We start from the raw sequence: 20,503 nt of genomic DNA on the forward strand, positions 1-20,503 counted from the left end.
GCAAGCCGCTGATCTGAGCAGCACCGACCCCTGATATCAGTGACCGATCCTTGCCGGCGCGGGCGGGCCATATACCTCACCCTGCCCCGGCGCCTTCTCGCGGTCACCGGCCAGCACGCGCTGCACGCTGACGAAGAACACCGGCACCAGAAGCAGCGCGAGGATCACCACCGCGATCATGCCGCCCATCACTGACGTGCCGAGTGCCTGCTGGCTGGCGCCGCCGGCACCGGTCGCGATCGCCATCGGCAGCACGCCGCAGACGAAGGCAAGACCGGTCATCAGGATCGGGCGGAATCTGAGACTGCAGGCCTCGATGGTCGCCTCGACCAGCGGCTTGCCCTGCGCGCGCAGATCCTTGGCAAACTCGATGATCAGGATCGCGTCCTTGGCGGCAAGACCGATGATGGTGATCAGGCCGACGGTGAAATAGACGTCGTTTGAGAGCCCGCGCATCGTCGCCGCCACCACCGCACCGAGAATGCCGAGCGGAATGGTGAGCAGCACCGCGAGCGGAATGGTCCAGCTCTCATAGAGCGCGGCGAGCAGCAGGAACACCACCAGCACCGACAGCGCGAGCAGGAACGGCGCTTGCGAGCCCGACAGCTTCTCCTGCAGCGACTGGCCGGTCCATTCATAGCCGAAGCCACGCGGCAGCTTGTCGGCGAGCCGCTCCATTTCGGCGATCGCATCGCCCGAGGTGAAGCCCGGCCGCGCCTCGCCGGAGATGCGCACCGCCGGATAGTAGTTGAAGCCCGCGATCTGCGTCGGCCCCTTCGTCCACTCGATGGTGGCGAAGGCCGAGAACGGCACCAGCTGGCCGCGGCTGTTCTTGACGTTGTAGTTGAGAATGTCGTCCGCGTTCATGCGGCTGGTCTTGTCGGCCTGCACGATGACGCGCTGCATGCGCCCGCGGTTCGGGAAGTCGTTGATGTAGTTCGAGCCGAGATTGGTCGAGATCGTGTTGTTGATGTCCTCGAAGGTGAGGCCGAACGCGCCCGCCTTCTCGCGGTCGATCATCAGATTGACCTGCGGCGCGGGCGGCAGGCCTTCGACATAGACCTTCTGCAGGATCGGGCTGGCATTGGCCTCAGCGATCAGGCGATCGGACGCGGCGATCAGCGCCGAATAGCCCTTCTGGCCGCGGTCCTGCAGGCGGAACGAGAAGCCCGAGGAGTTGCCGAGATTGTCGATCGGCGGCGGCTGCAACGCCGAGATCCTGGCGTCGCGGATCGACGACAGGTCGCGGTTGATGTCGGCGACGATGGCGGCGGCCGAATCCTTCGGGCCGCGCTCCGACCAGTCCTTCAGCGTGATGAAGGCCTGCGCGGTGTTCATGCCCTGGCCGAGGAAGCTGAAGCCGGTGAGGAACGTGACGTTCTCGATACCGGCGCGATCCTTCAGGTACTTCTCGACCTGCTCGACCGCGGCTTCGGTCCGGGCATAGGACGACTCCGACGGCGTCTGCACGTCGGTCGTGATGAAGCCCTGGTCGTCGACCGGCAGGAAGCCGCCGGGCAACCGCACGAAGCCGTAGGCGACGCCTGCGAACAGCACCAGATAGATCAGCATCAGGCGGCCGGTGCGCTTCAGCCCGGCCTGCACCGTGCTGACATAGCCGGCGCGGCTGGTGTCGAGCACGCGGTTGAACCAGCCGAACACGCCCTTGCTGGCATGGCCGTGGCCCTTCTTGACCGGCTTGAGCAAGGTCGCGCACAGCGCCGGCGTCAGCGACAGCGCGAGCAGCGCCGAGAACGCGATCGCCGCCACCATGGTGACCGAGAACTGCCGGTAGATGATGCCGACCGAGCCGGGGAAGAACGCCATCGGCACGAACACCGCCATCAGCACCAGCGTGATGCCGATGATGGCGCCGGTGATCTGCGACATCGCTTTCTTGGTGGCTTCCTTCGGCGGCAGACCCTCCTCCGCCATGATGCGCTCGACGTTCTCGACCACGACGATGGCGTCGTCGACGAGGATGCCGACCGCCAGCACCATGCCGAACATCGTCAGCATGTTGATCGAGAAACCCGCGATCATCAGCGTGGCGCAGGCGCCGAGCAGCGCCACCGGAACCACGATGGTCGGGATGATGGTGTAGCGGATGTTCTGCAGAAACAGGAACATCACGACGAACACCAGCACGACGGCCTCGACCAGCGTCGTCAATACCTTCTTGATCGAAGCCTCGACCACCGGCGTGATGTTGTAGGGGATTTCGTAGGAGATGTTGGCCGGGAAGAAGCGCGACAGCTCCTTCATCTTGGCTTCGACCGCGCTCGCGGTCGCCAGCGCATTGCCCTTCGGCGACAGCAGCACCGAGAGGCCGGCGGTCGGCTTGCCGTCGAGGCGGGTGTTGAACTGGTAGCTGAGGCCGCCGATCTCGATCCGCGCGACGTCGCGCAGGCGGACCGTCGAGCCGTCGGCGTTGGCGCGCAGGATGATGGCGCCGAACTCGTCGGGAGAGGACAGCTGGCCCTTCACCAGCACCTGCGCGGAAATCTTCTGGGTATCGGTGCTCGGCTCGGCGCCGATGCTGCCAGAGGCGACCTGGGCGTTCTGCGACGTGATCGCCTTGTTGACGTCGTCGGCGGACAGGCCGTAGCCGACCAGCTTGGCCGGATCGATCCAGATTCGCAGGCTGCGTTCGGTCGAATACAGCGTGGCGCGGCCGACGCCGGGGATGCGGCGCACCTCGCCCAGCACGTTGCGGATCATGAAGTCGCCGAGGCCCACTTCATCCAGCGAGCCGTCGGTCGAGTTCAGCGTGATGATCTGCAGCACGGCGGACGAGGCTTCCTCGACCAGGATGCCCTGCTGGATCACGGCGCGCGGCAGCCGCGCCTCGACGCGCTTGAGGCGGTTCTGCACCTCGACCGAAGCCTGGCTGGTGTCGGTGCCCGGCTTGAAGTTGGCGATGATTTCGACCTGGCCGAGCGAATCGGAGGTCGATTCGAAGTTCAGGATGTTGGCGGCGCCGTTGAGCTCCTCCTCGATCAGCCGCGTCACGCTGTTGTAGAGGTTCTCCGGCGACGCGCCGGGATAGCTGGTCGAGATCGAGATCGAGGGCGGTGCGATGATCGGATATTGCGCGACCGCGAGGAGCGGAATCGAGATCGCGCCGATCAGACAGATGAACAGCGCGACGACCCAGGCGAAGATCGGCCTGTCGATGAAGAAGCTAGGCATGTCGGATCACCGCACTGCGTGCGCGGTCTGGTGCGAATCCGTCGGTGCTGCAGCTGCGTCGACCTCGCGCCAGGCTTGCGGCCGGACCTTGTCGCCGGCGGCGAATTTCTGGAACCCCTCGACGACGACCTTGTCGCCGGCCTTCAGGCCATCGGTCACGAACCAGGAACCACCCTGCAGCGAGCCGGTGCGCACCGGCTGCACCGCGACGTGATTGTCGGCCTTGACGACGAACACCTCGCTGCCGCCGCCGCCATTGCGCTGGATCGCCTGCTGCGGCACGGCAATCGCATCGCTGTCGATGCCCTGCTCGATCAGCACGCGCACATACATGCCCGGCAGCAGGATGCGATGCGGGTTCGGGAACTCGCCGCGCAACGTCACCTGCCCGGTATAGGCGTCGACCTTGGCGTCGGAGAACAGCAGCTTGCCCGGCAGCGGGTAGATCGAGCCGTCGTCGAGCACGAGGCGCACCTTCATCGCGTCGGGCGCGATGCGGTCGAGATCGCCGCTCTCGAAGGCACGGCGGAGCTGGTTCATCTCGGTCACCGACTGCTGGAAGTCGGCGTAGATCGGATCGAGCTGCTGGATGGTCGCAAGGCTCGCGGCGTCGTTCTGCACGACGAGCGCGCCCTCGCTGACCAGCGCCGCGCCGATGGTGCCGTCGATCGGCGCGCGGATCGTCGCATAATCCAGATTGAGCTTGGCGCGCGCAACTTCGGCCTCGCGTCCCTGCACATCGGCTTCGGCCTGCTTCAGCGTCGCGATCGCCTTTTCGTTCTCGGCTTCCGGCGCCGCGCGCTGGCTGGTCAAGGTCGCGATACGGCGGGCCTGCAGCGCGGCCTGTTCGAGCACGGCCTTGGCGCGCGCCAGCGCCGCCTCGGTCGACTGCAATTCGACTTCGAACGGGCGCGGATCGATCTGGTACAGGGGATCACCGACCTTCACCTCGCTGCCCTGATGGAACATGCGGTTGACCACGATGCCCGAGACGCGCGGGCGTACCTCGGAAACACGGGTCGGCGCGATGCGGCCCGGCAGCTCGCGCAGCATCGCGCGCGCCTGCGGCTTCACGGTGACGACACTGACGTCCGGCTCGGGTGCTTGCACGGCGGCGGTTGCGGTGTTCGGCTCGTCGCAGCCTGCAAGCAGTGGCGCCGTCACGGCCAGCATCAGAGCAATGCATGCCGATTGCGCGCGAAGTCCAGACATTGAGATAATCGCCCCTGAAAGGTTTGAACAAACGAACGGCGGTGTCACGGCGACACCGCTCGCGTTGCTGCGATGAAAATAAAATCTGCTTGCTGCGACGCAATGCGTTTTTGGGCGGCTCAATGTCACAGAATGCTATCACTATGATTTCGCGGCATCTTTTGTCTTGTCACCGCATTGTGAGCGGGTTCCATCGCAGGCTGTGGGAATGCATTAAGGTCTGCGTGAGCGGGAACCCCGCTATTTTGCCTGCGCGGAATGCCGCACCTCGCAACACCGAGACCATCGGACCGAATCACCATCGTCGCGTTCGCCTCACCGAACGACGCGTGCAAGCCGACCTCATTTCGCGATCTGCGGGTGGGGTGTGCAGTTCAGCGGATGGTGATGCGCCGAGCGGTCGGAAAGCCGTGCAAAGCGGCAACGGCCCACGAGATTCCAACTCAAGGTCCTGTTTGCTGCCCCTGGAATCGGCTTTCCTCACTCCGCCGCTGTGCCATATTGCTCGCAGATGCGGCCTTCGCGAACGGATGACCCGGCAATGCCTCCTTCCCGCTCCGACATGGAGATCGAATTGAGCAAGCTGTCCTCGCCTCGTATCTTCCTGGTGCGGATGCTGGTGTTCCTGGTGCTCTGCGGCCTGGTCGGGGTCGTGCTGTACAAGCAGATCGTCACCGCCTTCTTTGCCAATCCGGGGCTGAACGCCCTGATCGGGGCGGTGCTGCTGATCGGAATCATCCTGGCGTTCCGCCAGGTGATCCGGCTCTATCCCGAGGTCGCCTGGGTCAACAATTTCCGCATCGCCGATCCCGGCCTTGCGGTCGAGCGCCGCCCGACGCTGCTTGCCCCGATGGCCGCGATCCTCGGCGGCGAACGCTCGGGGCGGATGTCGATCTCGCAGCAGACCATGCGACATCTGCTCGATTCGATCGCAACCCGGCTCGATGAAGCCCGCGACATCTCGCGCTACATGACCGGCCTGTTGGTGTTTCTCGGCCTGCTCGGCACGTTCTGGGGCCTGATCGAGACGGTGGGCTCGGTCGGCAAGGTGATCGACGGGCTCAAGGTCGGCGGCGACTCCGGCGCGCTGTTCGATACGCTGAAGGAGGGCCTCGCCGCGCCGCTCGGCGGCATGGGCATCTCGTTCTCGTCCTCGCTGTTCGGCCTCGCCGGCTCGCTGATCCTCGGCTTCCTCGACCTGCAGTCGAGCCAGGCCCAGAACCGCTTCTACACCGACCTCGAGGACTGGCTCGCCGGCACCGTGCGCGGCATTTCCGGCGATGAAGCCGGCGTTTCCGGCAACATGCAGGGCGCGATCGACCGGCTCCGCACCGCGCTCGAGGAAGGCGGCGGCGGCCGCAGCACCACGGCCGCGATGGCCAATCTTGCCGAGGCGATCCAGGGGCTGGTTGCGCATATGCGCACCGAGCAGCAAATGATCCGGGAATGGGCCGACGGCCAGGGCGAGCAGAACCGCGAGATCAAGCGGCTGCTCGAACGCCTCGCCCGCCAGCCCGAGAAAAGCTAGCCGGGGAGCAAGCCCAAGGAGACACCCATGGCCCTCGCCCGCTCGCGCCGCAGCGAATCCGGCTTCAACTACTGGCCCGGCTTTGTCGACGCATTGTCGACGCTGGTGCTGTCGATCGTGTTCCTGCTGTCGGTGTTCCTCGTCGTGCAGTTCTTCCTGTCACAGGAGGTCACCGGCAAGGACAAGGCGCTGGAACAGCTCACCGCCAAGATCGCCCAGCTCAACGACCTGCTGTCGCTGGAGAAGCTCTCCAAGCTGACGCTCGACGACCAGGTGGCGCAGCTGCGCGCCGGCCTCGCCTCCGCGGAAGGCGAGCGCGACCGCATGAAGGGGCTCTATGAGGGGCTCGCGAGTTCCGGCAGCGACGCGCAGGGCCGCGCCAACGAGCTCAACAAGGCGCTGGAATCCGAGAAGGCCGTATCGTCGCGCGCACTGGCGCAGATCGAGCTGCTGAACCAGCAGATCAGCGCGCTGCGCCGCCAGCTCGCTGCGCTCGAAGAGGCGCTCGACGCCTCCGAGAAGCGCGACAAGGAATCGCAGAACCGCATCGCCGATCTCGGCCAGCGCCTCAATGTCGCGCTGGCGCAGCGGGTGCAGGAACTGTCGAAATACCGCTCGGAATTCTTCGGCCGGCTGCGTGCGATCCTCGGCAACCGTCCCGATATCCGCGTCGTCGGCGACCGCTTCGTGTTCCAGTCGGAAGTGTTCTTCGACACCGGCCAGGCGACGCTGCTGCCCGAGGGCAAGACCGAGCTCGAAACGGTCGCGAGCGCGCTGATCGATCTCGACAAGCAGATTCCGCCCGAGATCGCCTGGGTGCTGCGCGTCGACGGCCACACCGACGTGCGGCCGATCAACAGCCCGCTGTTCAAGTCCAACTGGGAGCTGTCCTCGGCGCGCGCGATCTCGGTGGTGCAGTACCTGGTCTCGCTCGGCGTGCCGGCGCAGCGACTGGTCGCCGCCGGCTTTGCTGAATTCCAGCCGCTGGACACCGCGCAGACCGAAGAGGCCTACAAGCGCAACCGCCGTATCGAGCTGAAGCTGACGGAACGCTAGGACGACGGCGCCTGGCCAACCAGTCGTCATTGCCGGGCTCGACTGTGTTTGCGTGAACCCGTAGGACGGGCACACGGCGCTATCCGTTCGTCGTCCTGGCGAATGCCAGGACCTATAACCACCGCATTTGATGATGAACGGGATCGCGGCCCCAGCGTCGCGCATCAATTGGGATTTGGGGTAATGGGTCCTGGCTTTCGCCAGGACGACATTGAGTGTGTGGCGAGGTCTGTGAGTCACACATCCGCATTCTCGCGACATGAATGTCCAAACTTCATGTCGAAAGATCCGCAACACCGGCGAGGCGTCGCCGCGATCGGTGGAGACCGTTCATTACACGGATATTTGCTTCGTCCTGGCGAGGCGTCCGGGAACGCATCAAATGCGGCGGACGTTATGTTGGTATCGCAATCTCGCGGGCTTGGCGGATCTCTCGTCTCCGTCGCGGCTGTGCCTGTCGCTGCAGCCTCACCGCGCCATCTCGGACCAGCGCATGTTCAAGACCAAATTTGCCATCGTCGTCGCCGCCGGCCTCGTCCTCGCACCGGCCCCGCTTCTCGCGCAGAACACCGGCGGCACCCCGCTGCCGCCCAGGCCGGGCGACCGCGCCGCGCCGTCGAACGGCGTCGGCGGCACTGCGCTCCCGACACAGTCCGGCCAGCGCGTCGCACCGTCTTCCGGCACCGGCGGCGGCAGCGCCGCACCGGCGCTTCCGGGAGGCCCGACGGGCACCACCACCGGCAATGCCGACAATCCGCAGCGACGTTGACGTGAGCCACGCTTGCGCGGGACGTCCTGGCGTGAGCCATTGAACGCGCGCCCGATCCGATCGGCGATGGCCTGCGCCGAACGTCCATTCGAACATTGATTGATGAAACGCCGCGCTAGGTCGCGCCGGCCGGCTCCGCGGCAGGTTCAACCGGCTCGACTTCGGCCGTCACGAATTTGAGCCCGTAGGTCTTGCCGCGACGCCAGACCACCTCGCAAGGGTAGCGCTTGGCGTGATCGGCGAGCAGCGTCAGCGCGAGGCGGTCATTCACCTCGAACTCGACCTCGGTGGTGATCTTGGCGCCGCCCGGCGAGATGTCGACCACGGCGCATTCGCTCTCGGTCGCGCCGTCGTCGATCGTGATCCAGGCCGCACGATTGTTGAGCTGGCGCCGCGGCTCGCGACTGACCTTGATCCGTGCTCCATTGCTCGCCATCGTCGCCGTCCTTGAAGCCATTGGTCATTGAAAGACATTGCACGCCGTGCACGTCGCTCGACGCGCCCGGCACAGAACCGCAACGGCCACAATGCCGGCCCCCCGTAAAGCCTGGCTTAGCGCGATCGCTTGAACTTTACCGGAATCTTGACGGGGCTTTTAGCGAACAGGGATTCTGCAATTCCATCAGCGGGATACCGGCCGCATGGACAGCCGCCGGCTTGACACGGAGACTGCACTGTTGGTGAAGTGGCGGCCGTGGCCTTGGCCACATCCCTGCAACAAGAGCGCTTCAAGCCGCCTTTTCCGACGGAAACGACCATGCTGATCCCCCTCGCCGACGTGCCGCGCTGGTATGCCGAACGCAAGCCCACGGATGCGATCGCCATCAGTCATGGCGCGGATGCGCTGACCTGGCTCGAGCTCGAGCGCCGCGCCAATGCACGGGCGCGCGCCTTCGCCGCCAAGGGCGTCAAGCCCGGCGACTTCGTCGCGATCGGGCTGCCCAACAGCAACGCGTTCTTCGAGACGACCTTCGCGGTGTGGAAGTGCGGCGCGACGCCGACCTCGCTGTCATGGCGGCTGCCGCGCGGCGAGGCCGCTGCCGTGCTCGAGATTCTGAGACCGTCGCTGGTGGTCGGCGGCGAGGCCGACTGGAATGCGCCGAATTCGCTGCCGGTGAATTTCGTGCCGGACGGATTCTCCGAGGAGCCGCTCGATGCGCCGGTCGCGCGCTACTGGAAGGCGATGACGAGCGGCGGCTCGACCGGGCGGCCGAAGGTGATCCTCGATCACAACCCCGCGGTGATCGAGACCACGGCCGAGGCGACGCTCGGCATTGCGCGCGACACCTCGCTGCTCAATCCGGGGCCGCTGTATCACAATGCGCCATTCATCCTCTCGCACTTTGCGCTGTTCGGGGGCGGAAGGGTCACCGGCATGGTGAAGTTCGACGCCGAGGAGACGCTGCGGCTGATCGAGCGCGAGCGCGTGCAATGGGTGAACTTCGTGCCGACCATGATGCACCGGATCTGGGCGCTGCCCGAGGAGGTGCGCAACCGCTACGACGTCTCCAGCCTGAACATCGTGTTTCACATGGCAGCGCCGATGCCGCCCTGGCTGAAGGAGAAGTGGATCGAATGGCTCGGCCCCGAGCGGATCTGGGAGCTCTATGGCGGCACCGAGCGGCAGGGCGCCTGCGTGATCTCGGGCACCGAATGGATGGCGCACAAGGGCTCGGTCGGCAAGATCGGCGAGACCGCGAAACTGCGCATCATCGGCGAGGACGGCAACGACGTCGCGCCCGGCGAGACCGGCGAAATCTATTTCCTGCCCAATGACGGCGCCGGCTCGACCTATCACTATCTCGGCGCAACGCCGAAGCGGCGGCCGGACGGCTGGGAATCGCTCGGCGACATCGGCCGGCTCGATGAAGAAGGCTATCTCTATCTCGGCGACCGGCTCGCCGACATGGTGCTGCGCGGCGGCGCCAACATCTATCCGGCCGAGGTCGAGGCCGCGGTCAGCGAGCATCCCGAGGTGCGCTCCTGCGTCGTGGTCGGACTGCCCGATCCGGAATTCGGTCAGCGCGTGCATGCAATCCTCGAGCTCGCCGACAGCGCCGATGCGCAAGCGATCGCCGACGGCATGGGCGATTTCCTGAAGGACCGGCTCAGCCGCTACAAGCATCCGGAAAGTTTCGAGCGCGTCGGCACCGCCCCGCGCGACGATTCCGGAAAGGTTCGCCGCACCATGCTGCGCGACGAGCGCGCCGCGTGGATCAAGGACAACCGCGCCTTCCGCATCATGCCGGCGCGTGCGGCAAAAACCGAATAGGTTCAATTATCTTGCGAGGGGCAGGTCTGCACGCCACATGAGCTGTGCAGGCGGCCCTGCAAGGTATATCATTCCATCTTCCCTGCCGGCAGAACCTCGGTCTACCTTGAGGTTCCAGCGCCCTGCACGCCAGGAGATCCCTTGATGCCCTCCACGACCGAATGGAAAGTGCCCGCGGCCTTTCAGCCTCGCCCCGAAGATTACCGCTACGATCTCGATCGCGCGCTGATGAGTGTGGTCGGGCTGCACTCGATCATTCCGCCGGATGCTTTCAGCGCCGAGACGCTCGGCACCGAGCGTGCCGGCAATGGCGTCCTGATCGACGACGGGCTGGTGCTGACGATCGGCTATCTGATCACTGAAGCCGCCACGGTGTGGCTGCATCTCGGCGACGGCCGCGCGGTCGAGGGCCACGCGCTCGGCTTCGATTTCGAATCCGGCTTCGGCCTGGTGCAGGCGCTCGGCCGGGTCGATCTCGAGCCGCTGCGGATCGGCTCGTCGGCGGCGACGCAGGTCGGCGACAATGTGGTGCTCGGCGGCGCCGGCGGCCGCACGCGCTCGGTCGCAAGCCAGATCGCGGCGAAGCAGGAATTCGCCGGTTACTGGGAGTATCTGCTGGACGAGGCGATCTTCACTTCTCCGTCGCATCCGAACTGGGGCGGCACCGGGCTGATCAACAACGCCGGCGAGCTGATCGGCATCGGCTCGCTGCAACTCGAACGCGAGCGCTCGGGCCACGCCGAGCATGTCAACATGATCGTGCCGATCGATCTGCTCAATCCGGTGCTGGACGATTTGCGCAAGTTCGGCCGGGTCGACAAGCCGGCGCGGCCGTGGCTCGGCATGTTCACGACCGAGATCGACAACCGCCTCGTGGTGGTCGGCGTCGCCAGCAAGGGACCGGCGGCGCGCGCCGAACTGAAGACCGGCGACGTGATCCTCGCGGTCGACGGCGACAAGGTGACGAGCCAGGCCGGCTTCTACCGCAAGCTCTGGTCGCTCGGCGCGGCCGGCGTCGACGTGCCGCTGACCATCTATCACGAGGGCGTCACCTTCGACGTCACGCTGACCTCGATCGACCGCATAAAGCTGTTGAAGGCGCCGCGGCTGCATTGAGGCAAAGGGAAGAGGCAGCGGCGATGAGCGAGGCGGTGGTTGACGACATCGTGGCCGTGCTGCCGCCGCTGTTGCAGACGCTGGAATCGCTGTCCTTCGTCGCGCGCAACCTCAATCCGCCGGACTTCGATCGCGTGATGCAGATTGCGGGCGAGCCGGAGGAGGCCTTGCAGGCGGTGCGGCCGCGGCTCGCCGATTGGCCGGAGAAATTCGCGCACATCAAGACCGCGCTGGAAGCCGCGATCGAACCGGCGCTGTCAGGCTATGCGGGACTGCGCGCGGTGCAGAACGGCGAAGGCGATCTGGTCAGCGTGTTCCGCGCGCTGCGCTATCTGCCGCGGGCGCAGGAGGCGCTCTATCCGCTGACCGAGCTGCCGCCGGTCAGCGGCTTCTTTATCGCGCCCGATCTCCGCGACGATACCGAACTGCAGGCAAAGCTCGCCGCCAAGCCCAACGCCGACACCGGCATCTTCCACGAGCGCAACGAGCCGGGCAGCCGCGGCGGCTTCTCGATGTACGTGCCGGAGTATTACACGCCCGACCGCGCCTGGCCGCTGGTGATGGCGCTGCATGGCGGCAGCGGCAATGGCCGCGGCTTCCTGTGGAACTGGCTGCGCGATGCGCGCAGCCGCGGCGCCATCCTGGTGGCGCCGACCGCGACCGGCCAGACCTGGGCGCTGATGGGCGAGGACACCGACACGCCGAACCTCAACCGCATCCTCGACCAGGTGCGTGCGCGCTGGACGATCGACGAGACGCGCATACTGCTGACCGGCATGAGCGACGGCGGCACCTTCAGCTATGTGAGCGGGCTCGACGGCGCCTCGCGCTTCACGCATCTGGCGCCCGTTGCCGCGACCTTCCATCCGCTGATGGCGGAGATCGCCGACGCGGAGCGGCTGCGCGGCTTGCCGATCTTCATCACCCACGGGCGGCTCGACTGGATGTTTCCGGTGCAGACCGCGCGGCAGACCCAAAGCCTGCTGTCGGCCGCCGGCGCCAGGGTGATTTACCGAGAGATCGACGATCTCAGCCACACCTATCCGCGCGAGATCAATGCGGAGATCATGCAGTGGATGAATGGTGGGCGAGCCGACAGCACCTGAGGGATCGTATCCCGTCATTGCGAGCGGAGCGAAGCAATCCATTGTCACCGAGCACGCGGGCAGATGGATTGCTTCGTCGCTGTCGCTCCTCGCAATGACGTTGCGGGGAGAAATTACCCGTTCACTCGCGGCTTGAGCAGGTCGGAGAAGCCGACCCGGTGCAGCATCTCGTTGCGGACGCGGTCGATCACGCCGAATGCGACTTCGGCGCCGTCTTGCGTCGGATCGATGTGGACGCGGAACGGCCGCTTGCCTAACGGCGCGTCGACGACCTTGACGATCGCGTCGGCGACCAGCGAGGCGTCGGCATCCTCGGGCACGATCGCGGCGAACGCCTTCATGATCTCCTCGCCGAAGCCGGCATAGGGACCGGCCTCATATTCGGCGACGCGGGCCTCGTCGGCGGGACGGCCGGAATGCGCGAAGTGATTGGTGCCGCCGGTGAAGGCGCCGGGCACGATGATCGAGGTCTCGATGCCCCAGCGTGTAAGCTCCCGGGCATAGATCACCGCCATCGCATCCATGCCGGCCTTGGCCGCGAAATACGGCGCCAGATAGGGCGGCGTACCGCCGGCCGAAGAGCTGCTCGACACCCAGACCACGAGTCCCCTGCCCTGCTTGCGCAGCTGCGGCAGCGCCGCGCGATTGACGCGCTGGGTCGATAGCACGTTGACGTCGTAGAGCTCGGCAAGCTGCTCGGGCGTGAACGCCTCCGCCGGGCCGAACACCATGTGGCCGGCATTGTGCATTACGACGTCGAGGCGGCCTTCCTCGGCGACGATCTGCGCAATCGCCGCATCGACCGACGCCTGCGAGCCGACATCGAGCTCGAGCGAGCGCAGGTCGACCTTGTTGTCGCGCGCGAACTCCTCGATATCGGCGACCGCGGCGGCGTTGCGGCCGGTGGTGTGGCGCATCGAGGCGTAGACGGTGTGGCCGGCCTGGGCGAGCGCGTTGGCGGTGAGGCGGCCGAAGCCGCTCGAAGCGCCGGTAATGACGATGACCTGTTTCATGACACGTATCCTTGTGAAGTCGGTTGAATGCGAGTTGGGTTGGAGATGTGCGGGCGTCAGACCAGGCCGCCATTGGCGCGGAGCGCCTGGCCGTTGATCCAGGAGCCGTCGGGGCCGGCGAGGAACGACACGGCATTGGCGATGTCATCGGGCGTGCCGAGCCGCTCCAGCGGGACCATCTTGGCAAAGCGGTCGATCAGCTCGTCCGACTTGCCGTGCAGGAACAGATCGGTCGCGGTCGGCCCGGGCGCGACCGCATTCACGGTGATGCCGCGGCCGCGCAATTCCTTGGACAGGATCGCGGTCAACGACTCGATTGCGGCCTTGGTCGCGACATAGATGCCGTAGGTCTCGAGCCTGGTGCCGACGACGCTGGTCGAGAAGTTGACGATGCGTCCGCCGTTGCGCAGCCGGCGCGCCGCCTCGCGCATGGTGTTGAAGCTGCCCTTCAGGTTGACCGCGACCTGCTGGTCGAACGCGGCATCGTCGCTGTCGGCGATCTTGCCGAGCTTCATGATGCCGGCGTTGTTGACCAGCACGTCGACGCCGCCGAAGGCGGCTTCCGCCGCGTCGAACATGCCGCGCACCGCGTTGGCATCGCTGACATCGGCCTTCGCGGTCAGTGCCCGGCCGCCGGCGGCCTCGATCCTGTCGGCCACCACCTGGGCGGACCTGGCGTCGCCGGAGTAGTTGATGACGACGGTGAAGCCGTCCCTGGCGAGGCGTTCGGCAACCGCCGCGCCGATCCCGCGCGAGGCACCCGTCACCAGAGCTACCTTGTTGGTTTGGTTGGTCATTTTCAGTCTCCCATCAGGTGATGCGGCAGCGCCGCGTTCGATGGGAGAACACTAGGCCTTGGCGCTGACCGGATAATCATGCATTTTCTGGCATCACTATTCGGAATTATCGGATAATAGATGGACCGTTTCGACGCGATGCGCGTGTTCTCCCGGGTGGTCGAGCGGCGCAGCTTTTCGCTCGCCGCCGAGGATCTGGGTCTGCCGCGCTCAACGGTAACGGACGCGGTGAGGGGGCTGGAGGCGCGACTTGGCGTGCGGCTGCTCGAGCGCACCACGCGCACGGTGCGCCCGACGCTCGACGGCGAGGCGCACTACCGCCGCTGCCTGTCGCTGATCGCGGATCTCGAAGACGCCGAGGGCGCCTTCGGCGGCGCGCGGCCGAAGGGACTGCTGCGGCTCGAGGTGCAGGGCACGCTGGCGCGGCACTTCCTGCTGCCGAACCTGCCGGGCTTCCTCGCCGAATATCCTGATATCGAGATCAACATGAGCGAGAGCGACCGCTGGGTCGATCTGATCCGCGAAGGCGTCGACTGCGTGCTGCGCTTCGGCAAGCTGCCCGATAGCGACATGATCGCGCGGCAGGTCACGATGCTGGAGCGGTTGACCTGCGCGACGCCGGATTACCTTGCGCGTTTCGGCACGCCCGTCGATCCGTTCGCGCTCGGCGGCCATCGCATGATCGGCATCCGCTCGCTGACCACGGGACGCCTGCGGCCGATGGAGTTCGTGATCGACGGCACGCTGAAGCAGTTTCCACTGCCGGCGCCGATGTCGGTGACCGGCCCCGAGAGTTATCTGGCGAGCGCGAAACTCGGCCTCGGCCTCGTGCAGGTGCCGCGCTTCCACGCCGAAACCGATCTGGCAAACGGAACGCTGGTCGCGGTGCTGCTGCAATGTCCGCCGCCATCGGTGCCGGTAAACCTGCTCTATCCGCGCAACCGCCAGCTCTCGCCGCGCGTGCGCGTGTTCATCGATTACGTGATGCGGGCGTTCGCGCGCAGTTGATCGATCGCCGGAACCACAGCGAGCCCCGCAACGTTATGCTTCCGACACCGGAGGGATTGAGCGATGCGGACCTTTTTCGGCATGATTTTGGGCGCGCTGCTGCTGACATGCGGCGTTTATGTCTATGACTCGATGCGGACGTCGAGCGGCGCCAATGGCGAGGTGGCGCAGGACACGCGCACCATCGTCAATTGGGACGTCGCAGCGCATGACTGGAACCTGCTGAAGACGCGCACCCGCGAGCAGTGGGACAAGATCGCGGCGAAGTAACGATTGTTTTCAAGCCGACACAATCATATCCGCAAAACTTGTCATGCCCGGCCTCGTGCCGGGCATCCACGTCTTTGCTTCGCTTCGACAGAAAAGACGTGGATGGCCGGGACAAGCCCGGCCATGACGAAAACCAACGAAACGAGCACTTCGCATGGACCTGTCAGCGCTCCTCAACAGCAGGGGCCAAAGGCTAATTCTGCTCGGTCTTGCGGCCCATATTGGCCTTGCGGGCGTCGGCGATCACCTGCTCGAACTGATCCATGCTGAGCACGCCCGGTACGCGGTACTTGCCGACGATGAATGACGGCGTGCCGTTGAAGCCGAACGCCAGCGCCTGCTCGTTGTTGCGGGAAAGGATCGCATCGATCGCCTTGGCGTTGGCGTCGTGATCCTTCTTCAGGCGGTCCATGTCGAGGCCGGCGCCCGAGAGCAACTCGGCGATGCGCGGCTCGGTGATGCGCGAATTGACCGAGATCATCGCCTCATGCGCGACGTCGAACTTGTTCTGGTACTTCGCCGCCAGCGCCATCCGCGCCGCGACCTTGGAGACCGGCCCGAGGATCGGCCAATCCTTCAGCACGAGGCGGACCTTGCCGTCGTCCTGCACCACCTGGCGCAGCTCCGGCGCGAGCTTGCGGCAATAGGGGCAGTTGTAATCGAACCATTCGACGATGGTGATGTCGCCCTTGGGGTTGCCTATCACCGGAATATCCGGATCGCGCAGCACCTGCTCCTCGGTCAGGACATTGTCGTCCTCGGCGCGCGCGGCGCCCGCGGCCATGAGCGCGATGCCGGCACCGATCAGGCCGAGCGCGCCGCGGCGGGTGGCACCGGCGTTGATCAGGGGCGATTTCGTCATTTGGTTCATGGCTGGCTTTCGCAAGAGCTCTGCGCCCTTCTACGTTCAGGACACATTGATGTTACGCAGCAGCATATAGATCGCCACCACGATAATCACAGTCGCAAACACGATATTAAGCGCGCCGCGCCGTTCCGACAGGTGGCGGGCGCTGCTTGTGCCGAGCAGGCCGCCCGCGATGCCGCCGGCGACGAATAGCCCCGCCAGGCCCCACGACACCAGCCCGGACCACGCATAGCTCAGGGCCGTGGTCATGCCGAACGCGGTGACGGCCACCAGCGAGGAACTGACCGCGTTCATGATCGGCATCCCGGTCGCCAGCATCAGGGCCGGCACGATCAAAAAGCCGCCGCCGATGCCGAAGAAGCCGGACATGGTTCCGGTGGCAAGTCCGAGGCCGATGATCGCGGGCATGTTGGACATCGAGATCTTGACGTCGGTCAGCCCGACCCGCGCGCGGTTCTTCAGCATCAGGCCCGCGATGACCAGCATCACCAGCGAGAACAGCGCGAGCAGCTTCTGCCCCTCCAGCATCTTGCCGAGGATGGAGCCGCCGAATGCGCCCAGCATGCCCGACAGCGCGAACACCAGCGCGCAGGACCAGATCACGGTGCCGCCACGGGCGTGGTTGGAGAGATTGACCGCGGCGTTGGCGGCGACCGCGATCGCCGAGGTGCCGATCGCGACATGCGGCTCCGGCACGCCGACCACGTAGACCATCAACGGCACGGCAAGGATCGAGCCGCCGCCGCCGACCAGGCCCAGCGAAAAACCGACCAGCATGCCCGATGCCAGCCCAAGCACGCTTTGAGTTGCGGAGAAGACCAAGGGGAACAGACTCGCGTTTGAGCCGGCGACCCTAGAAGGATTTGCTGCTCAACGCCATACCAATAGCACAAAACTGCCCTGCAGCCGGACTCTCTATATCAGCATGATCTCCGCGCAAACGCGTTGCGTTTGTCGCGAGGGAAAACCGGTTCCCACTTTTCCGGATCATGCTCAGCGCAGCAGATATGTCACAGCCAGCGGCACCAGCAGCGAGGTGACCAGCGCATTCAGGCTCATCGCGATCCCGGCGAAGACGCCGGCGACCTCGTCGACCTGGAAGGCGCGCGCGGTGCCGATGCCATGGGCGGCGATGCCCGCCGCAAAGCCGCGGGCGCGAAAGTCGGTGATGCCGGTGAAGTTCATCAGGGGCGTGACGATGATCGCCCCCATGATGCCGGTGAGGATCACCGACACTGCGGTCAGCGAGGGATCGGCATGCAGGGATTCGCTGATGCCCATCGCGACGCCGGCGGTGACCGATTTCGGCGCCAGCGACAGGATGACGTCGCGCGGCAGCCCGAACGCCTGCGCCAGCAGCACCACCGAGACGATCGCCGTCAGCGAGCCGATCGCGAGCGCAACCAGCATCGGCAGGATCGCCGCCGCGACCCGCCGGCGATTCTCGTAGAGCGGCACCGCGAGCGCCACCGTCGCCGGCCCGAGCAGGAAGTGCACGAACTGCGCACCGGCAAAATAGGTGGTGTAGGAGGTTCGGGTCAGCAGCAGGAATACGCCGATGATCCACACCGAATGCAGCACGGGATTGGCGAGCGGGTGCCGCCTTGTCTTCAGCGACACCGCGTCGGCCGCAGCATAGGTCAACAGCGTCACTGTCAGCCAGAGCAGCGGCGACTGCGAGAGATAGACCCAGAGCGAGAACGGATTGTCGTTCACGGCCTCTCCTCCTCGCGCGACAACAAACTGCTCGCCGCAACGAAGGTCGCAACCGTCGCCAGCAGGGTGACGATGACCGAAACCGCGAGGATCACCAGGACCGCGATGCCGTGCTCGGCGAGCAGATCGAGCTTCTGCACCACGCCGACGCCGGCGGGAATGAACAGCAGCGAGAGATTGGCGAGCATGCCGCGGCTCGCGCTCTCGACGCCGTCATCGCCGAGCGGCCCGCGCGCCAGCGCCGGAAAGCGGTCGCGCGCCAACAGCAGCAACAGCAGCAGCACGAGGCCAACCACCGGGCCCGGCACCGGTACCGCCAGCGCGCGCACGGCGACCTCGCCGACCAGCTGGCAGAGCAGGATCAGGCTGAGGCTGGCGATCATGGTGGGAAGCTCACGCGAGACATCCGCCTATCAGGTCGGTGTGGCAGGAGCTTGTCAATGCGCGGGTCTTGGATGCGTGCGCAGATCTTGGGCGCCGCCGCTCTCAAATCGGTCACACCTTCTCAGACCGTCATCCCCGCCTGTCGTCCCTGCGAAAGCAGGGACCCATAACCACCGCATTCGGTGATGACCGGGATCGTGGCCTCAGCCAGCGCAACAATTGAGATTCGGGGTAATGGGTCCTGGCTTTCGCCAGGACGACACGGGGTGTGTGGCGCGGCCTGCATCCACAATCGTCGTCCCTGCGAAAGCAACACGCGCTTCGACCCGCTCAGCACCACCGTCATCCTGAGGCGCGAGCTCTTGCGAGCCTCGAAGGATGCACGGCCCGGACAAGCCCGCGCACTCCTTCGTCGTAACGATGGGGCCGTCGACCCTTCGAGACGCCGCTTTGCGGCTCCTCAGGGTGACGGAGATAGAGCTCCACCCGTCGGCGGCGACTCCCGCCGCGCCAGCGCCATCAGCGTTCCGCTCATGGTCGCGACCAGCGTCTCGACGCCGTCCTGGATCGCGTAGGCGCGGCCGTCGCAGACCGTCAGTGTGCGGCCGGGCTTGACCACGACGGCGCGGAACACGAATCGCTCGCCGCGGGCCGGCGCCAGCAGATTGGTCTTGAACTCCACGGTGAGGATGTCCGAACCGGCCGGCATCAGCGTGAAGGCGGCGATGCCGCAGGCATTGTCGAGGCCCGCGGTGATGATCCCGGCATGCACGAAGCCGTTCTGCTGGCAGAATTCCGGCGCATAGGGCATCGCGAGATCGACCTCGCCGGGCTCCATGCGCGCGATCGAGATACCAAGCGTCTGCATCGCGCGCTGGCGTGCGAACGTATCGGTCGCGACCGCACGGTAATCGGGATTCTTCGGTTCGAAACGCGGCATGGCGGTCACGCGATTGCGGGCTCGGACGGCACGAGATGCGGCATCGCCGCGTAGCGGATCGCCGGCGCGAACGGCGTCGATCTGCGCGCGGCACGGTCGATATGCACGGCCGCGATCTCGCAGGTCGCGGCGATCTCGCCGGTCTCCGCATTGCGCATCTCGTGCAGGATACGGATCGACTTGTCGCGGAACTCGACCAACCGGCTCTTGACCTCGACGAGGTCGCCGGCGAGCAGCTCGCGCTTGTAGGAGATGTTCTGTTGCACGGCGGCCATGCCTCGGCTGGACTCGCGCAGGTAGCTCGGCGTCAGGCCGAGCCGCGCGAACATGTTCCAGCTCGCCTCGTCGAACTTGCCGACATACCACATGACGTTCATGTGGCCGATATGGTCGCAGTGCCAGGGATAGACCGTGCCGCGATAGGTCGCCTCGCCCTCCATCGGATCCCTCCTTCGATTTTTGATACGGTAGCGTATCAGGGACGAAGCAGGCTAGCAATACGGTACCGTATCAAAGCATGATCCGGAAAAGTGCGAAGCGGTTTTCCGAAAAGGCCATGCACAAACAAGCGATTAATGCGTGATGACGATCCCATTGCGCATAATGATGCGCGGAGATCGCATGACTGAAAGCAAAGGCGACGTCTGGGTCGCGGCCGGCTTCGCCGAACTCGCGCATAGCGGGGTCGACGGCGTGCGGGTCGAGGTGCTGGCGAAGAATCTCGGCGTCACCAAGGGCGGCTTCTACCGCCGCTTCAGGGATCGCGCTGCGCTGCTCGAGGCCATGCTGACGCGCTGGCGCGACGGCCGCATCGCATCGATCGAGAAGCACACCGCGCTCGACGGCGCCAGCGCGCGCGAGCGGCTGAAGGCGATCATCACGCTGTATTCGGAGCGCATGAACACCGAGGCGATGGCGGTCGAGCTCGCGATCCGGCAATGGGCGCGCACCGATGAGGCCGCCGCCGCCGCCGCCGCGAGCGTCGATGCCGCGCGGCTGAAGAATGTCGCCCAGCTCTATCGCGCCACCGGGCTGCCGACTGAAGAGGCCGATGCGCAGGCCTTCCTGTTCTACTGCTTCATCTTCGGCCAGAGCCTGCTGTTTCTCGAGCGCGGCCCGCGCAAGCGCGCGCAATTGCTGGCGCAGTCGGCGGACAAGCTGCTCACGGAAAACCCGTAGAGAGAGCTGCAGCCAATAGAGCCGGTGCAAACAGAAAGCGGCCGGCTTACGCCGGCCGCTCGCCAGACTCGGTCGGC

At 65.8% G+C, this 20,503-nt stretch carries 20 protein-coding genes; 9 read left to right on the plus strand and 11 right to left on the minus strand.

The features are described 5' to 3' along the window. Window positions 1–36 precede the first annotated feature (36 nt). Window positions 37–3,192, minus strand: coding sequence for a multidrug efflux RND transporter permease subunit (locus tag J2R78_RS11970; RefSeq protein ID WP_253604556.1), 3,156 nt, complete (start codon window positions 3,190–3,192; stop codon window positions 37–39). A gap of 6 nt (window positions 3,193–3,198) precedes the next feature. Next, window positions 3,199–4,404, minus strand: coding sequence for an efflux RND transporter periplasmic adaptor subunit (locus tag J2R78_RS11975; RefSeq protein WP_253604559.1), 1,206 nt, complete (start codon window positions 4,402–4,404; stop codon window positions 3,199–3,201). Window positions 4,405–4,945: 541 nt separating this feature from the next. On the opposite strand from J2R78_RS11975, the gene J2R78_RS11980 reads away from it, so the two are divergent. From J2R78_RS11980 to J2R78_RS11990, 3 genes are all read left to right on the plus strand, one after another. Next, window positions 4,946–5,932, plus strand: coding sequence for a flagellar motor protein MotA (locus J2R78_RS11980; protein WP_092087987.1), 987 nt, complete (start codon window positions 4,946–4,948; stop codon window positions 5,930–5,932). Between the two features lie 27 nt (window positions 5,933–5,959). After that, a complete protein-coding gene (locus J2R78_RS11985) occupies window positions 5,960–6,988 on the plus strand; it encodes a peptidoglycan -binding protein (protein WP_057016193.1) in 1,029 nt (342 codons plus the stop codon). A 382-nt stretch (window positions 6,989–7,370) separates the two neighbouring features. Continuing rightward, window positions 7,371–7,757, plus strand: a complete 387-nt coding sequence (locus J2R78_RS11990; protein ID WP_253604562.1) for a hypothetical protein — start codon at window positions 7,371–7,373, stop codon at window positions 7,755–7,757. Window positions 7,758–7,872: 115 nt separating this feature from the next. Here J2R78_RS11990 and J2R78_RS11995 read toward each other — a convergent pair whose 3' ends face one another. After that, window positions 7,873–8,193: a PilZ domain-containing protein gene (locus J2R78_RS11995; RefSeq protein ID WP_253604564.1), complete on the minus strand. Its 321-nt coding sequence runs from the start codon at window positions 8,191–8,193 to the stop codon at window positions 7,873–7,875. 321 nt (window positions 8,194–8,514) lie between these two features. On the opposite strand from J2R78_RS11995, the gene J2R78_RS12000 reads away from it, so the two are divergent. From J2R78_RS12000 to J2R78_RS12010, 3 genes are all read left to right on the plus strand, one after another. Next, entirely contained in the window at window positions 8,515–10,029 is a 1,515-nt protein-coding gene (locus J2R78_RS12000) for an AMP-binding protein (protein WP_253604567.1), read from the plus strand. Between the two features lie 144 nt (window positions 10,030–10,173). After that, complete coding sequence (locus J2R78_RS12005; protein WP_057016190.1) at window positions 10,174–11,145, plus strand: S1C family serine protease; 972 nt, start codon at window positions 10,174–10,176, stop codon at window positions 11,143–11,145. Between the two features lie 23 nt (window positions 11,146–11,168). Further along, entirely contained in the window at window positions 11,169–12,251 is a 1,083-nt protein-coding gene (locus J2R78_RS12010; protein WP_253604569.1) for a phospholipase, read from the plus strand. A 113-nt stretch (window positions 12,252–12,364) separates the two neighbouring features. Here the strand turns inward: J2R78_RS12010 and J2R78_RS12015 are convergent, their stop codons facing one another. Both J2R78_RS12015 and J2R78_RS12020 read right to left on the minus strand, forming a co-directional pair. Then, the gene (locus J2R78_RS12015) at window positions 12,365–13,264 is read right to left on the minus strand and encodes an SDR family oxidoreductase (protein ID WP_253604571.1); all 900 of its coding nucleotides are present in this window, start codon (window positions 13,262–13,264) and stop codon (window positions 12,365–12,367) included. A gap of 56 nt (window positions 13,265–13,320) precedes the next feature. Next, window positions 13,321–14,061, minus strand: coding sequence for an SDR family oxidoreductase (locus tag J2R78_RS12020; protein ID WP_253604573.1), 741 nt, complete (start codon window positions 14,059–14,061; stop codon window positions 13,321–13,323). Window positions 14,062–14,181: 120 nt separating this feature from the next. On the opposite strand from J2R78_RS12020, the gene J2R78_RS12025 reads away from it, so the two are divergent. Together J2R78_RS12025 and J2R78_RS12030 are read left to right on the plus strand one after the other, a co-directional pair. Beyond that, a complete protein-coding gene (locus J2R78_RS12025) occupies window positions 14,182–15,069 on the plus strand; it encodes a LysR family transcriptional regulator (protein WP_253604575.1) in 888 nt (295 codons plus the stop codon). Window positions 15,070–15,132: 63 nt separating this feature from the next. Continuing rightward, window positions 15,133–15,339 carry a hypothetical protein gene (locus tag J2R78_RS12030; RefSeq protein WP_253604576.1) on the plus strand — a complete coding sequence of 69 codons (207 nt, stop codon included), beginning with the start codon at window positions 15,133–15,135 and terminating at the stop codon, window positions 15,337–15,339. Between the two features lie 193 nt (window positions 15,340–15,532). Here the strand turns inward: J2R78_RS12030 and J2R78_RS12035 are convergent, their stop codons facing one another. From J2R78_RS12035 to J2R78_RS12060, 6 genes are all read right to left on the minus strand, one after another. Beyond that, window positions 15,533–16,210, minus strand: a complete 678-nt coding sequence (locus J2R78_RS12035) for a DsbA family protein (RefSeq protein WP_229192658.1) — start codon at window positions 16,208–16,210, stop codon at window positions 15,533–15,535. Window positions 16,211–16,246: 36 nt separating this feature from the next. Continuing rightward, window positions 16,247–16,984 (minus strand): sulfite exporter TauE/SafE family protein, encoded by a 738-nt coding sequence (locus J2R78_RS12040; protein WP_051003131.1) that lies wholly within the window; start codon window positions 16,982–16,984, stop codon window positions 16,247–16,249. 216 nt (window positions 16,985–17,200) lie between these two features. Continuing rightward, on the minus strand, window positions 17,201–17,923 hold the full coding sequence (locus J2R78_RS12045; RefSeq protein ID WP_253604578.1) for an LrgB family protein: 723 nt from the start codon (window positions 17,921–17,923) through the stop codon (window positions 17,201–17,203). Next, window positions 17,920–18,306, minus strand: coding sequence for a CidA/LrgA family protein (locus tag J2R78_RS12050; protein ID WP_018269670.1), 387 nt, complete (start codon window positions 18,304–18,306; stop codon window positions 17,920–17,922). The genes J2R78_RS12045 and J2R78_RS12050 overlap by 4 nt, the downstream gene beginning before the upstream one ends. A gap of 461 nt (window positions 18,307–18,767) precedes the next feature. Next, window positions 18,768–19,247 carry a PaaI family thioesterase gene (locus J2R78_RS12055; RefSeq protein WP_253604580.1) on the minus strand — a complete coding sequence of 160 codons (480 nt, stop codon included), beginning with the start codon at window positions 19,245–19,247 and terminating at the stop codon, window positions 18,768–18,770. A gap of 5 nt (window positions 19,248–19,252) precedes the next feature. Next, complete coding sequence (locus J2R78_RS12060; RefSeq protein WP_253604581.1) at window positions 19,253–19,687, minus strand: thioesterase family protein; 435 nt, start codon at window positions 19,685–19,687, stop codon at window positions 19,253–19,255. 181 nt (window positions 19,688–19,868) lie between these two features. Here J2R78_RS12060 and J2R78_RS12065 point away from each other — a divergent pair, with 181 nt between their 5' ends. Next, window positions 19,869–20,426 (plus strand): TetR/AcrR family transcriptional regulator, encoded by a 558-nt coding sequence (locus tag J2R78_RS12065; RefSeq protein ID WP_028342569.1) that lies wholly within the window; start codon window positions 19,869–19,871, stop codon window positions 20,424–20,426. Window positions 20,427–20,503 lie beyond the last annotated feature (77 nt).

The sequence above is a fragment of the Bradyrhizobium sp. USDA 4538 genome (assembly GCF_024171045.1).
In the GTDB taxonomy this organism is placed as follows: Bacteria; Pseudomonadota; Alphaproteobacteria; order Rhizobiales; family Xanthobacteraceae; genus Bradyrhizobium; species Bradyrhizobium australafricanum.

Excerpts from the sequence above, each read along its gene's own strand:
- J2R78_RS11970 (WP_253604556.1), bottom strand. The coding sequence starts at position 3,192 with ATGCCTAGCTTCTTCATCGACAGGCCGATCTTCGCCTGGGTCGTCGCG.
- J2R78_RS11975 (WP_253604559.1), bottom strand. The coding sequence starts at position 4,404 with ATGTCTGGACTTCGCGCGCAATCGGCATGCATTGCTCTGATGCTGGCC.
- J2R78_RS11980 (WP_092087987.1), top strand. The coding sequence starts at position 4,946 with ATGCCTCCTTCCCGCTCCGACATGGAGATCGAATTGAGCAAGCTGTCC.
- J2R78_RS11985 (WP_057016193.1), top strand. The coding sequence starts at position 5,960 with ATGGCCCTCGCCCGCTCGCGCCGCAGCGAATCCGGCTTCAACTACTGG.
- J2R78_RS11990 (WP_253604562.1), top strand. The coding sequence starts at position 7,371 with ATGCGGCGGACGTTATGTTGGTATCGCAATCTCGCGGGCTTGGCGGAT.
- J2R78_RS11995 (WP_253604564.1), bottom strand. The coding sequence starts at position 8,193 with ATGGCGAGCAATGGAGCACGGATCAAGGTCAGTCGCGAGCCGCGGCGC.
- J2R78_RS12000 (WP_253604567.1), top strand. The coding sequence starts at position 8,515 with ATGCTGATCCCCCTCGCCGACGTGCCGCGCTGGTATGCCGAACGCAAG.
- J2R78_RS12005 (WP_057016190.1), top strand. The coding sequence starts at position 10,174 with ATGCCCTCCACGACCGAATGGAAAGTGCCCGCGGCCTTTCAGCCTCGC.
- J2R78_RS12010 (WP_253604569.1), top strand. The coding sequence starts at position 11,169 with ATGAGCGAGGCGGTGGTTGACGACATCGTGGCCGTGCTGCCGCCGCTG.
- J2R78_RS12015 (WP_253604571.1), bottom strand. The coding sequence starts at position 13,264 with ATGAAACAGGTCATCGTCATTACCGGCGCTTCGAGCGGCTTCGGCCGC.
- J2R78_RS12020 (WP_253604573.1), bottom strand. The coding sequence starts at position 14,061 with ATGACCAACCAAACCAACAAGGTAGCTCTGGTGACGGGTGCCTCGCGC.
- J2R78_RS12025 (WP_253604575.1), top strand. The coding sequence starts at position 14,182 with ATGGACCGTTTCGACGCGATGCGCGTGTTCTCCCGGGTGGTCGAGCGG.
- J2R78_RS12030 (WP_253604576.1), top strand. The coding sequence starts at position 15,133 with ATGCGGACCTTTTTCGGCATGATTTTGGGCGCGCTGCTGCTGACATGC.
- J2R78_RS12035 (WP_229192658.1), bottom strand. The coding sequence starts at position 16,210 with ATGAACCAAATGACGAAATCGCCCCTGATCAACGCCGGTGCCACCCGC.
- J2R78_RS12040 (WP_051003131.1), bottom strand. The coding sequence starts at position 16,984 with ATGCTGGTCGGTTTTTCGCTGGGCCTGGTCGGCGGCGGCGGCTCGATC.
- J2R78_RS12050 (WP_018269670.1), bottom strand. The coding sequence starts at position 18,306 with ATGATCGCCAGCCTCAGCCTGATCCTGCTCTGCCAGCTGGTCGGCGAG.
- J2R78_RS12055 (WP_253604580.1), bottom strand. The coding sequence starts at position 19,247 with ATGCCGCGTTTCGAACCGAAGAATCCCGATTACCGTGCGGTCGCGACC.
- J2R78_RS12060 (WP_253604581.1), bottom strand. The coding sequence starts at position 19,687 with ATGGAGGGCGAGGCGACCTATCGCGGCACGGTCTATCCCTGGCACTGC.
- J2R78_RS12065 (WP_028342569.1), top strand. The coding sequence starts at position 19,869 with ATGACTGAAAGCAAAGGCGACGTCTGGGTCGCGGCCGGCTTCGCCGAA.